At 65.0% G+C, this 12,199-nt stretch carries 12 protein-coding genes; 7 read left to right on the top strand and 5 right to left on the bottom strand.

Features of this window, described 5'->3' with window-relative positions; all coding sequences use genetic code 11:
• Nucleotides 1-8 precede the first annotated feature (8 nt).
• On the bottom strand, nt 9-314 hold the full coding sequence (locus ACVW1C_RS18465; protein WP_176534744.1) for a hypothetical protein: 306 nt from the start codon (nt 312-314) through the stop codon (nt 9-11).
• A gap of 218 nt (nt 315-532) precedes the next feature.
• On the opposite strand from ACVW1C_RS18465, the gene ACVW1C_RS18460 reads away from it, so the two are divergent.
• Nucleotides 533-1,009 carry a hypothetical protein gene (locus ACVW1C_RS18460; protein WP_456759651.1) on the top strand — a complete coding sequence of 159 codons (477 nt, stop codon included), beginning with the start codon at nt 533-535 and terminating at the stop codon, nt 1,007-1,009.
• Nucleotides 909-1,301, top strand: coding sequence for a dienelactone hydrolase family protein (locus tag ACVW1C_RS18455; RefSeq protein WP_456759650.1), 393 nt, complete (start codon nt 909-911; stop codon nt 1,299-1,301). The genes ACVW1C_RS18460 and ACVW1C_RS18455 overlap by 101 nt, the downstream gene beginning before the upstream one ends.
• A 3-nt stretch (nt 1,302-1,304) precedes the next feature.
• Here ACVW1C_RS18455 and ACVW1C_RS18450 read toward each other — a convergent pair whose 3' ends face one another.
• Both ACVW1C_RS18450 and ACVW1C_RS18445 read right to left on the bottom strand, forming a co-directional pair.
• Nucleotides 1,305-2,417, bottom strand: a complete 1,113-nt coding sequence (locus tag ACVW1C_RS18450; protein ID WP_456759649.1) for a helix-turn-helix transcriptional regulator — start codon at nt 2,415-2,417, stop codon at nt 1,305-1,307.
• Between the two features lie 119 nt (nt 2,418-2,536).
• Entirely contained in the window at nt 2,537-2,896 is a 360-nt protein-coding gene (locus ACVW1C_RS18445; RefSeq protein ID WP_456759648.1) for a TfoX/Sxy family protein, read from the bottom strand.
• 279 nt (nt 2,897-3,175) lie between these two features.
• On the opposite strand from ACVW1C_RS18445, the gene ACVW1C_RS18440 reads away from it, so the two are divergent.
• Nucleotides 3,176-4,309 (top strand): hypothetical protein, encoded by a 1,134-nt coding sequence (locus ACVW1C_RS18440; RefSeq protein ID WP_456759647.1) that lies wholly within the window; start codon nt 3,176-3,178, stop codon nt 4,307-4,309.
• 62 nt (nt 4,310-4,371) lie between these two features.
• Here ACVW1C_RS18440 and ACVW1C_RS18435 read toward each other — a convergent pair whose 3' ends face one another.
• On the bottom strand, nt 4,372-5,007 hold the full coding sequence (locus ACVW1C_RS18435) for a TetR/AcrR family transcriptional regulator (protein WP_456759646.1): 636 nt from the start codon (nt 5,005-5,007) through the stop codon (nt 4,372-4,374).
• A gap of 75 nt (nt 5,008-5,082) precedes the next feature.
• Between ACVW1C_RS18435 and ACVW1C_RS18430 the strand changes: the two genes are divergently transcribed.
• The 4 genes from ACVW1C_RS18430 (at nt 5,083) to greA (ending at nt 11,472) form a co-directional block, all read left to right on the top strand.
• Nucleotides 5,083-6,123: an MDR family NADP-dependent oxidoreductase gene (locus ACVW1C_RS18430; RefSeq protein WP_456759645.1), complete on the top strand. Its 1,041-nt coding sequence runs from the start codon at nt 5,083-5,085 to the stop codon at nt 6,121-6,123.
• Nucleotides 6,124-6,481: 358 nt separating this feature from the next.
• The gene (locus ACVW1C_RS18425; protein ID WP_456759644.1) at nt 6,482-7,717 is read left to right on the top strand and encodes an efflux RND transporter periplasmic adaptor subunit; all 1,236 of its coding nucleotides are present in this window, start codon (nt 6,482-6,484) and stop codon (nt 7,715-7,717) included.
• On the top strand, nt 7,714-10,860 hold the full coding sequence (locus tag ACVW1C_RS18420) for an efflux RND transporter permease subunit (RefSeq protein WP_456759643.1): 3,147 nt from the start codon (nt 7,714-7,716) through the stop codon (nt 10,858-10,860). Before ACVW1C_RS18425 ends, ACVW1C_RS18420 begins: the two co-directional genes overlap by 4 nt.
• A gap of 129 nt (nt 10,861-10,989) precedes the next feature.
• Nucleotides 10,990-11,472 carry a transcription elongation factor GreA gene (gene greA / locus ACVW1C_RS18415; RefSeq protein ID WP_456759642.1) on the top strand — a complete coding sequence of 161 codons (483 nt, stop codon included), beginning with the start codon at nt 10,990-10,992 and terminating at the stop codon, nt 11,470-11,472.
• Nucleotides 11,473-11,489: 17 nt separating this feature from the next.
• Here greA and ACVW1C_RS18410 read toward each other — a convergent pair whose 3' ends face one another.
• Nucleotides 11,490-12,128, bottom strand: coding sequence for a GntR family transcriptional regulator (locus tag ACVW1C_RS18410; RefSeq protein WP_456759641.1), 639 nt, complete (start codon nt 12,126-12,128; stop codon nt 11,490-11,492).
• Between the last annotated feature and the right edge of the window lie 71 nt (nt 12,129-12,199).

The following is a 12,199-nucleotide window of genomic DNA, read 5'->3' as shown; positions in this document are numbered from 1 at the left end:
CTCCTTAACTAGGCGTCCGCTTTCTTCTTCGCAGGCTTGCTGGCCGGCGGCGGCTCTTCCATCGCCTTCTTCATGGCGCGGGCATAGGCGTCGGCGGCGTTTTCCGCGGAATTCTGCAACCGCTTGGCGGTCGCAGTCGCGTTCAGGATCGTGCTCTTGGCCAGGAAGCGGAAGCGCGCCTTGGTCTCCTTGTCCTTGGCCTTGGCGGCGCGCGCGACCCAGACGGCCTGGCGCTTCTTGGCAGCCGCCATCACGGCCTTGGTCTGCGCTCTTGCGGTTTGCCGGATGACGGCGTCGAGGTCGGCTTCGGCCATTCAGATACACTCATTGACTGGACGTGCGCCGGGGTGGGCGCACGGTGGGAGGAGGGGGAGGTATCACTAGCGCAACCCGCGCCGTTTGAACATGCGATCCGTTGCGATGCCCCCGAGGTTTGGCCCGACGGATGGTTGCACGCTCTATCGGGCGTGCGGTTCGGCATGATATAGCGGCGCGGCCCGGCCGGCAGCCGCGCAGTCCAGGCGAGGTTTCGATGCAAGCGATCAGCCGCAGGAGCCTGCTTGGCGGCGTTGCCCTCCTGGCGACGGCGTCATCGCTTGCAGCGGCGACGGCCGAGCAGCTGACGGTCGATGCCGGCGAAGGCCGCGTCACGGTCAGCCGGTTTGCCTCGGAGCGCAGCGGCAAGCGGCCGGCCGTGCTTGTCCGGCACGGCTCGCGCGGCTTCGATCTCAGGCCGCAGGTCTATCAGCGCTATGCCAAAGCGCTGACGGCAGACGGCATCGACGCTTATTTCGTTCGTTACTACACCCCAGCCGACGAGCAGGCATTCAGGACGCTGAACACGCGCGAGGCCCGCGAGGCCTACGAGACCGGGCGTTTTCGAGGCCTGGGCCCCGCGGGTCTCGGCGGTGCTATCGGCGGTGCTGTCGGGCGCGGACAGTTCCGGCCGGATCGGACTGCTCGGCTTTTCGCTTGGCGGCTACGTTGCCGCGGTCGCGGCGGCTCGTGACGAGCGGGTGTCTGCGCTCGCCGTGCTGTACGGCGGCATGCCCGACAAGATCGCGCCTCAGGTCAAGCATCTGCCGCCGATGATCGAGCTGCACGGCGAGGCCGACCGCAACGTGCCGCTTGCCAGCGGCGAGGCGCTGGTCAGGCTCGGCAAGTCGGTCGGCGCCGCGGCGGAGATCGTCAGATATCCGGGCAAGGCCCACGGTTTCGACTTCGCGGACAATGATCCGATGACGGCCGATGCCGTTAACCGTGTTGCCGGTTTCTTCCAGGCCCGTCTGAACGCAGCTTGAGTCTCAGTCGGCAGACGAACCCGGCGGCACCTTGGCGCCTGCGAGCAGTCCGGCCAATTCCACCTGTCGGCCAAGCCCGGTCTTCGCCAGCACGGCCTTGAGCTGGTTGCGCACCGTTTCGCGGGAGATGCCGAATGCGACGGCGATGGCCTCGACGGTTCGTCCTTCGCCGATGCCGCGCGCGACCCGCGCCTCGGCCGGCGTCAGGTCGAACAGGCCCTGCAGCACTTCCGCGGTCGGCACCTCCGATGGCACCACCGGGGTCACGATCACGATCGCCAGCGCGCGGTCGAACAGGTCACGCGCTGCGCCCTGCATCGGGACCAGGTGCACGATCAGCGGCGGCCGATCGTCCTGTGCGGCGATCGGCACCGAGCGGACCTCGACGCCGATGAGCCCCTGATCGAGCGCCGCCACTGCCTGCGCGAACAGCGCGTCGGCGGTAGCTGCCGCCAGCGTCAGGCGATCGGTGCGATCCTGCATCACGTCGGGCACCAGGCGGTCGAATAGCGTGTTGGCCGTCATCAGACGGCCGCCGCGCCGCAGCACCGCCGCGGGCAGTCCAAGCATCGCCAGCGACTCGGTTGCTGCCCTGGCGCGCTCCATTCCAAGCCGGGCCGACAGCAGCGCCGCCCGCGCCAGATGCGGGCGCAGCGCGTCGAGCTGCTCGACCGCTTCCCGCTCGATCGGTCCGTGCCGGTATTCGCGCTCGACGCTGTAGATCAACACGTCGCCGCTCGGCACCGGGATCGCGGTACCGGCGCCCCATCCGAGCCCGCGTGGGCGGAAGAACTCGCGGATCTGGAAATCCTGCTGCACTTCCTCGGGCGTATCGAACACGTCGATGTCGCGCAGGAAGCCGGCATGGTTGGCCGCCAGCAGGCGCGGCAACCGCCCGTTGCGCTCGTGCCAGCCGCCTTCGACATAGGCAACCGTGTCGTCGTGCATGTCGGGGGATGCGACCCAGCGGACGTCGCGCGGGGCTGCCGTCAGCAGCACGATACCGCGTGCCCGCGCGATCGCGCCGACCTGATGCAGCACATTCGGCCAAAGCTCGGGGACGACCGCGGCCTCATAGGCCAGTTCAATCAGATGCTCGTGCAGGTCGTTCGCCATCGGCCATTCCAGGAAACATTACTGCCCAATAGATAAACCCATCGACCGCGAAAATATTGCGTAAAGCAATTCCGCCCAAGCCACGAGTCCGGGCTATCCCGGTGCGCGTCAGCCGCGCATCACGGGGAATTGCGGCGTTTCGCCGGGCTCGGTCGCGATTTTCGCGCGGGCGCGGAGGGCCTCGCTCGTTTGGCTGCCACCCGGCGCGCGGCGGCCAGCGCGGCCTGCGCCCAGAAGACGAGTTCGTCGGGCTCATCAAACAGCCGTTCCGGCACCCGCCAGAATGCGAGATCGATGGTCGCGCCCTGCTTGGCGTAGTTAAGCGGCGGGCTCGTCGACGCCTCCTGGAAGGTCTCACGGTTCTGATCGTCGACCCGCACGTAGAATGTATTGTCGGTGACCATCCCGAGCATCACGCCGTCGCAGAACACGCCGGTCTTGCCGAACATGCGCCGCATCGTGATGCGACCCGAGGTCACCGAGGTCAAGCCCAAGACGTGAAGATCAAGACCCGATGATCATCGCCGCATGTGGCGAAATTGAACCCGCGTGACAGTCGGACATCTTTCCGAAGCGTTTCGAAATGTATTCGGCGTAAATTGCTGCGGCGCGTGGCCCGCAAGCGTCACACCTTTGCAACGCTGCGCGCGATCATTCGACCATGAACATCCTTTAATTTGTATCCGCGCGACTTGTCGCGCCTGCTAGGCGGCGATCCGTGATATGTAGTCGAGCCATCGCCGGCTCGGGGAGGGCCGATGATCAGCCGCAGGGCACTTTCCGGATTGTTGATGACGCTGGTCGGGCCCTCATCGGTCACCGGCAACGGGTTGACGCTGAGTCATTGCCAGGGATCATGCGCGAATGTCGATCTGCCGGCGCTGGGCTACGATACGTTCTGCCGGTCGTTCTTCGATATCGCGACGCGAGGAAAGCTGCGCGCAGTCGCCACCGGCCCCGACATCCGAAGGGAGATGCGGTCGCTGTTCCGGGAGCGGCGGCTGTATCGGCCGTCGCGTGACGAGATCCGGATTCTCTGGCGCGGCACGGCGGATGGATTCTCGGTCGTGAAGGTCGAGTTCGATCTGGAATGCGGCGTTCCGGTGCGCGGATGCCTCGGGATTCCCGACGGCGCGTTCAAGGGATTGATCTTGCTCGGCCATGGCATGGCGAGCACACCGGAGCGGTGCTTCGATGATGCCGACAAGGACTACATGAACGCGCTCGGCAAGCAGCTTTGCCAGGACGGCTATGTCGTGTGGTGTCCCTACATCGTCCAAATCGGAAATCAGGAGAGCCAGAACAACATCGCCGCGATGCTGGCATCTCATGGCGTCTCCGCGCACAACGTGTCGTGTGCGTCGATCGACGCCGGCGAAACCGTCTGCCGGAAGCTGACCGGAGCGTCCGGTCTGAATGTCGGCGTCTATGGGGTGTCCTCGGGCGCCTTTCTCGCGATGCATCTGGAAGCCGCTACTGGGCGGATGCGGCCGACGGTCGCCTCCGGATATATGCGTAACGAGAAGAAGTTCCTGACGTCGTCCGCCATCAGCAAGAACCTCGGCATCGAGCTTGCAGGCTACATTCATTTCGCCAACAGCCGCGCCAAATACACCGGCGCTGAGCTCGCGTATCTGCTCTGTCCGTGTCCGCTGTTCGTCGAGATCGGTAGCCGCGATGCTGCAAACGCGATCGAGCTCGGGCGGGATGAGAAGTTCGCGGAAATGCAGGCCGTCTATACATCATCGGCCCATCCGCATCTGATCGACATGGACGTCTTCAACGGCGTGCACGAGGCGAGCGGCAAGCGCGCAAGGCCATGGCTGTACAGCCATCTGGCGTCGCCGGCCTATCAAGAGACGTCGCGTTTGAAGAATGCGATCGCGTTGTGAGGACAATCGTCGCTGTGGCCAGCCTCGGTTCGGCCGGCTCCGCGCGTTGCGTGGGTCCCCGATCATTTGCCTCCGGCGGCGCGGCGCTTCGACAGGCGGGCTTCGACCAATGCGATCAGCTCCTGCCGCAGGACAGGCGATGCCAAGATATCCCGCCGCGCGGCCTCGTGCACGACGCCGGCGACTGCCGCTGCAAGCACCTGGGCGGCGATATCGCCATTGGCGACGTTGCCCCGCCTATTCGCGGTGAACAGCGCCTCGCAGCCCTTGCGATATTCCGTCTCGAACCGGCGATGCGTGGCCGCGCTGGCTGCATCACGCGGCGCCTCCTCCAGCAGAACCCGGTGGGCCGCAGGGAAGCGGCGATGCACCTCGATAATGCCGTCGACAAATGCCACGATACGATGCGCTCGCGATTTTGTGTCGTCGGTCGCGGTGCGTAGCACCGCCAGCAATTCGTCGAAATGCCGACGCCTGGTTGCCTCGACCAGCGCAAGCTTGTTGGGGAAATATTGGTAGAGCGACCCGATGCTGACGCCGGCCCTCTCCGCCACCGCATTGGTCGTTGTCGCGGCCCAGCCGCGCTCACCGAGAATGTGAGCGGCGGCGTCGAGAATGGCCTCAATGGTGGCACGCGAACGGGCCTGGCGCGGCGCTTTCCGCATCTTGCTCGTCGTTGCCGGAATGCGAGTAGCCACCCAGACCTCTCCGCCAGTAATGTGAGCCAAGCGCTCAATTTTGTCCCATCGACAGGTCAAGTCAAAGGATTGCACATGGCAGCGACTGAGGTCGGCCGCGAGGTCAGGTTGAGGATCAGGCCGGAGGGCCTGCCGGGACCGCAACATTTCGAAATTACCGAGACCCCCGTGCCAACTCCTGGCGCAGGTGAGGTGCTGGTGCGCAACCGCGCATTCGTTGTCTCCGCGTCGCTCCGCCAAATGGTGAGCGAGGGAGCGGAGGATATACCCGGTGTGCCGCTTCCCGCGCTGCGGCCTGGCGACGTTCTCTCCGGCGAGACGATCGGAGAAGTGATGACGGCGCCCGCCGGCAGTGGCCTCTCGCCGGGCGATACTGTGCAGCACATGTTCGGTTGGCGCGATTATGCCATCTTGCCCGCCGTGCGATGCTTCCGGCTAGATGTGCCGTTGCCGGAACCTCTGGGTTACCTCGGCTATCTCGGGCATGGAGCGACCGCCTATGCGGCGTTGACCCGCGGCGTGCGGATCTGCAACGGCGATACGGTCTTCATATCGAGCGCGGCCGGAGCGATGGGTTCGATGGCCGGGCAGATTGCTCGCTTGCTGGGGGCGGGCCGCGTGATCGGCAGCACCAGCTCGCGCGCGAAAGCGGATCGCCTGATAGCTGAACTCGGCTACGACGCGGTGGTGATCCGTGATGGGGACGAGCCCTTTATCGTTGGGCTCAACAAGGCGGCCCCCGATGGGGTCGATGTCTTTCTCGACAATGTCGGGGGTGAGCAGTTGCAGGCCGCAGCCGCGATAGCACGCGAAGGCGCCCGCTTCGTCATCGCCGGGACGCTGTCAGGTCAGCTCGCGGTGGCAGGAACTGGCCGCACCGCGCCCGTCGTGCTGGATTCGACCCAGATACTCTTGAGGAAGATCACCATCCGCGGTTTTAGCGCTGACGATCATCCGCCGGCACGCGAGGAATGGTTTGCCCGCTTCGCGGATTGGTCGCGGGCCGGCGTCATCCGTCTTCCGCATGTCATGATCGACGGGCTTGAGCGCGCCACATGCGCCTTGTCCGATACGATCAACGGGCGGTATCTCGGCATAGTCGTTGTGAGGCCTTGATGGAGGCAGCCTCCGGAAGGCGCAACTCAAGCGCTCGAACCAGCAATCCCCGTGCTGCGCATCACAGCAGCGTTCCCGCGCCCGTAGTCTCGACCTGGATTGCGGCGGCCGCTGAACAGCAGTTGCCGCCGATGTGCCCTGTTGGTTACGTCACTGCCGGTTCGCAGCGATACAAGGGCGTAGTCGTCACGAGCGCGGGTGTAGAACGACCATTTCGGTCACGGGATTGTCGGATGCGGATTTAGCGCGTTATGATCTCCTGTGATGCACCTTGCCCATCCTGATCTTCTGCGGTCCGAGGGAACTCGACGTCATATCCGTGTCGTAGAGCTTGTTGGTAGACGAAGGTTTGGACAGCATGAGTGGTACGGAACGAATGCTCGGTGGATTGGCAGGGCTTCTGGTATCGGCGGGATTGGCGGCGATCGGGATGTCGGCGGCCCATGCCCAGGCGGGACCGCCCGGGCCCCCTGCAGTGGGCGTGTTCGAGGCGGTGAAGCGGCCGATCACCGAAACCAATGAATTTCTCGGACGCATCGAGGCCCCCAACCGCGTCAACGTGGTGGCGCGCGTCACGGCGTTTCTTGAGAAGCGGAACTTCGTCGAGGGCGCCGAGGTCAAGGCCGGCGACTTGCTGTATCAACTCGAGCGCGGCCCATTCGAGGCCGACCTGGCATCGAAGAAGGCGCAGGTCGCCCAGTTGCAGGCGACGCTGGTCAACGCGAAGCTGACCACCGACCGCGCCAAATCGCTGCTCGGCGGGCCGGCCGGCCAGCAATCGAGCGTCGACGCCGCGGTCGCCAATCAACAGAGCCTTGAGGCACAGGTGCAGGCCGCGCAGGCGCAGGTCGACCTGTCCCAGATCAATCTCGACTACACCGAGATCCATTCGCCGATCGACGGCAGGATCGGACGCACCGCAGTCACCGAGGGCAACGTCGTGACGCCGAGCTCGGGAACCCTGACGACCATCGTCAGCCAGGATCCGATGTACGTCACGTTCCCGGTACCGGTGCGCGAGGCGCTCGATCTGCGCGAACGCTATGCGACGCGCGGTGGCTTCAAGGCCGTCGTGATCCGGGTGCGCCTGCCGGACGGCCGGCTCTACGACAAGGTCGGCGAGCTAAACTTCGTCAACAACACCATCGCGCAGAACACCGACACCATCACCTTGCGCGGCACCATCCCCAACCCGTCGACCTATACATCCGTCGCAGCAGGCGGTGCGGTCCGCGAGCTGACCGACAATGAGTTCGTGACCGTGCTGCTGGAAGGCGTGCAGCCGGTCGAGGTGCTGGCGATCCCGCGCTCGGCGGTGCTGTCGGACCAGCAGGGCGAATATGTCTACGTCGTCGGCGCGGACAACAAGGCCGAGCAAAGGCGGATCCAGGTTGGGCAATCGACATCGACGATTGCCGCGGTGACGAGCGGCATCGCGCTCGGCGACAAGGTGATCGTCGAGGGGCTGCAGAAGGTCAGGCCGGGTGAGGTGGTCGCGCCGGGGCCCGCCAGCGCGCTGATCCAGTCGAGCATGAAGGTTTCTGCGGACGGCGGCGCCAGCAGCGCGCTGAAATCGACGGGCAATAACCCATGATTTCCGCTGTCTTCGTCGATCGTCCGCGGCTTGCGATCGTCATCGCGTTCGTGATCACGATCGCGGGCGCGCTGGCGCTGATGCAAATCCCTGTCGCCCAGTTCCCGGACATCGTGCCGCCACAGGTCACGGTCTCGGCCGTATTCCCCGGCGCTTCGGCCGAAGTGGTGGAATCGAGCGTCGCCCAGCCGCTGGAAGCGCAGGTCGTCGGTGTCGACAAGATGCTCTACATGAAGTCGACCAGCGGCAATGACGGCAGCTATACGCTGACGGTCTCGTTCGCGCTCGGCACCAACCCCGATATCAACACCGTCAACGTCAACAACCGGGTGCAGAGCGCGCTCGCGCAATTGCCGACCGAGGTGCAGGCGCAGGGCCTGACCGTGCAGAAGAAATCCTCAGCGGTGCTGCAGTTCATCGTGCTCTACAGCAAGAGCGGCGAGCAGGACCCGCTGTTCATCACTAATTACGCCATCATCAACGTGCTGGACGCAATCTCGCGCACGCCCGGCGTCGGACAGGCCTCGCTGTTCGCCAAGCTGAACTATTCGATGCGGATCTGGTTCGACACCCAGCGCCTGACCAGCCTCAATTTGGCCCCGTCGGACGTGATCGCCGCGATCCGTGCCCAGAGCGTGCAGGCGCCGGTCGGCCGCATCGGCGCGCGTCCGATCAGCAACGACCAGCAATTCCAGTTCAACGTGCAGACCCAGGGCCGCCTGACGACATCCAAGCAGTTCGGCGACATCGTGTTACGGGCCAATCCGGACGGATCGGTGCTGCGGATCAGGGATGTCGCCCGCGTCGAAATCGGCGCGCAGAACATGGATTCGGAATCGCGGATCGACGGCAATCCCGGTGTGCCGATGGGCATCTATCTCGCACCCGGCGCCAACGCCGTGACCACGGCCAAGGCCGTGCAGGCCACGCTTGCGAAGTTGTCGGAGCGGTTCCCGCCGGGGCTGACCTACCTCGTGCAGTACGACTCCACGACCTTCGTCTCCGATACGATCAAGGAAGTCATGAAGACGCTCGGCGAAGCCTTCGTGCTGGTCGTGATCGTGGTGTTCCTGTTCCTCGGCAATCTGCGCGCCACGGTGATTCCCGCGGTCGCGGTTCCGGTCAGCCTGATCGGCGCCTTCGCGGTGCTGCTGGCGCTCGGCTATTCCGCCAACACGGTCTCGCTGCTGGCGATGGTGCTGGCGATCGGCATCGTCGTCGACGACGCCATCGTCGTGGTCGAGAACGTCGAACGCGTCATGGAGGAGGAGCCGGAGCTGTCGCCGGCCGATGCCACCAAGAAGGCGATGGCGCAGATCACGGCGCCGATCATCGCGATCTCGCTGGTGCTGCTCTCGGTGTTCGTGCCGATTGCGTTCATTCCCGGCATATCAGGTACGCTGTTTCGCCAGTTCGCGGTGACGATCAGCGCCGCGATGGTGATCTCGGCGCTGAACGCGCTGACATTGTCGCCGGCGTTGTGCGCCGTGTTCCTGCGTCACGGCGGGCCGCGCCGCGGCATCATGGGACGGGTGCTGGGCGGCATCGACTGGGTCCGCGACCGCTATGCCGGCGTGGTGCAACGACTGGTTCGCGTGGCGGTGCTGTCGCTGGTGGCGGTGCTGGTGTTCGCCGGCGCGGTGTTCGGCGTATCGAAGATCACGCCGACCGGCTTCCTGCCCGAGGAAGATCAGGGCGCCTTCTTCATCGCGGTGCAACTGCCTGACGGCGCGTCCGTGGCGCGCACCAGCGAGGTGACCAAGCAGGTCGAAGCGATTCTGAAGAAGAACCCGGCGGTTGACCATGTGCTGTCGATCATCGGCTTCTCGCTGCTCGACGGCGCCAGCGAGCCCAACTCGACATTCATGGTGGCGCGCATGAAGCCGTTTGCCGATCGCAAGGCCGTTACCGACTCGGTGCAGGCCGCGATCCGGCAGACCTTCATCGCGGGATCGCAGATCCGCTCCGCCTCGGTGCTGCCGTTCAACCTGCCGCCGATCATCGGGCTCTCGACCTCCGGCGGCTTCGAATATCAGCTCGAGGCGCTGGAAGGGCAGGATCCGGCTGCCCTCAGCAGCGTGATGGGTGGGTTGATCGGTACTGCGAACCGCAATCCAAATCTGACCCGTGTGTTCTCGACCTTCACCGCGACCAACCCATCGGTCTATCTCGATATCGACCGCGCCAAGGCGCAGGCGCTCGGCCTCAACATGGCCGACGTGTTCACCGCGCTGCAGGCCACGCTCGGCGGCATCTATGTCAACAATTTCAACCTGTTTGGCCGCACCTGGCAGGTCAACGTGCAGGGCGACGCGGCCGACCGCGGCGACATTCCCGATATCTGGCAGATCTATGTGCGCAACACCGGCGGCGAGATGGTGCCGATCCGCTCGATCGCAAGCTTGCGCATCGTCACCGGCCCGCAGGTGATCACGCGCTACAACAATTATCGCTCGGTCACAGTGAACGGCAGCCCGGCGGCGGGCGCGTCCTCGGGCACCGCGATTGCGACGATGGCCGACCTGTCCAAGACGACGCTGCCTTCAGGCTATTCCTATGAATGGACCGGCACGGCCTATCAGGAGCAGGCGGCTTCCGGCCAGACCGGTATCATCCTCGCGCTCGCGGTGCTGTTTGCCTATCTGTTCCTAGTGGCGCTGTATGAGAGCTGGACCATCCCGATTCCCGTGCTGCTGTCGGTCACGGTCGGCGTGTTCGGCTCGTATCTCGCAATCAAGCTCGTGGGCCTCAACCTCGATCTCTACGGCCAGATCGGCCTCGTGGTGCTGATCGCGCTCGCCGCCAAGAACGGCATCCTGATCGTCGAGTTCGCCAAGGAGCAGCGCGAGGTCGGCAAGCCGATCACGGAGGCCGCGACCATGGGCGCGCAAATGCGCTTCCGCGCGGTCATGATGACCTCGATCGCCTTCATCCTCGGCCTGGTGCCGCTGGTGGTCGCGACCGGTGCCGCGGAAATCAGCCGCCGTGCGGTCGGCACCGCGGTGTTCGGCGGCATGCTGGCCGCGAGCTCGATCGGCATCTTCCTGGTGCCGATGCTGTTCGTCACCTTCCAGGGCTGGCGCGAGGGTGTAAAGAACCGGTTTGGTCGTCGGGGCAAGGCGGAACAGTCGGCGTCGCACTAGCGCATGATCCGAAAGGATCATGCGTGAACAACGAGCTAATCTGCGATGACGATCCAGTCTAATCCCATCGCGCATTAGCGGCGCGGGTGCGGCGGGGCTATACTACCGGCCCATCGATGGAGTTCCGGATTGAGCGTTGCGTTTACCAAGGAAGAGAGTGCCGAGACCGCGTCCGAAACGTTGTTGCCGGACCGCCCCATATCGCCACATCCCAATCTGGTGACCGAAGCAGGACGCAGAGCGCTGGAGCGCCAGCTCCAGGAGGCACGCGAGGCCTATGAGACGGCGCAGCAGCTGGACGACGTCAACGAACGGCGACGGCAGTCGGCGGTTCCGTTGCGCGACACACGCTATCTCACGGAACGGCTCCGCACCGCGCAGGTCGTCCCCGATCCTGTGTCGACCGAAGCCGTTGCCTTCGGCAGCACCGTGACGTTCAGACGCGCCGACGGCCGCGTGCAGACCTATCGCATTGTCGGCGAGGATGAGGCCGATCCAAAGGCCGGCTCGATCTCCTTCGTGTCGCCGGTGGCGAGGCAGCTGATGGGGAAAGCCGTGGGCGACGTCGTCGGGTCGGGCGCCCAGGAGCTGGAGATCGTGGCGATCGCCTAACGGATCGCAGATCCCGATCACGCCGCCGGCAGGGCAAGCCGCTCGATCGTTTGAATATGCCGCGCGAGGAGGCTGCAGGCTTGCTCGACGTTGCGGGCGCGCAGCGCCTGCAGGATCACGCGATGATCCTGGCTGGGCCGCGGCCGCCAGCCGGCATTGCGCGCCATCGCGAACACCAATCGCGAATTTGCCAGCTGCAGGCCATCGAGGCTGGCGAGCAGCCGAGGCATCGCGCAGGGCGCCACCAGCGCATGATGGAAGGCGCGATTGGCCAACTCGAAATCCTGCACCGTCTCGGCATTGTCGCCTTCGATCAACGCGACCTCGATCCGCGCCAGATGGGCCGACGTGAATTTCGGCGCCGCATTGCGCAGCGCGACCACCTCGAGCGCGGCGCGCATCTCGGCGATCTCCTTCACCGACTTGGTGTCAAGCGGCGCGACCCGCACCCCGCGCCGTGGCACAGCAACGACGAGATGCTGCGCCTCCAATTGTCTGAACGCCTCGCGCACCGGGACGTGGCTGGAATGGAATTCCCGCGCGACATGATCCTGGCGGAGCGGGGCGTCCGGCGGCAACGCGCCGCTGATGATGCGCTCGCCGATCGCCTCGGCGATGCGCCCGGCGGTTGTCGTATTTTCGCCAACGTCAGTCATAGATTATCTATCACAAAAACGAGTGCGCTTCCGCGCGGGCTCGGTTAGCATCATTTCAAGTCCACAATCGT

The sequence above is a fragment of the Bradyrhizobium sp. USDA 4011 genome (genome assembly GCF_054063415.1).
Note: the sequence above shows the minus strand (reverse complement) of the source record. Positions and strands in the feature narration are given on the sequence as shown.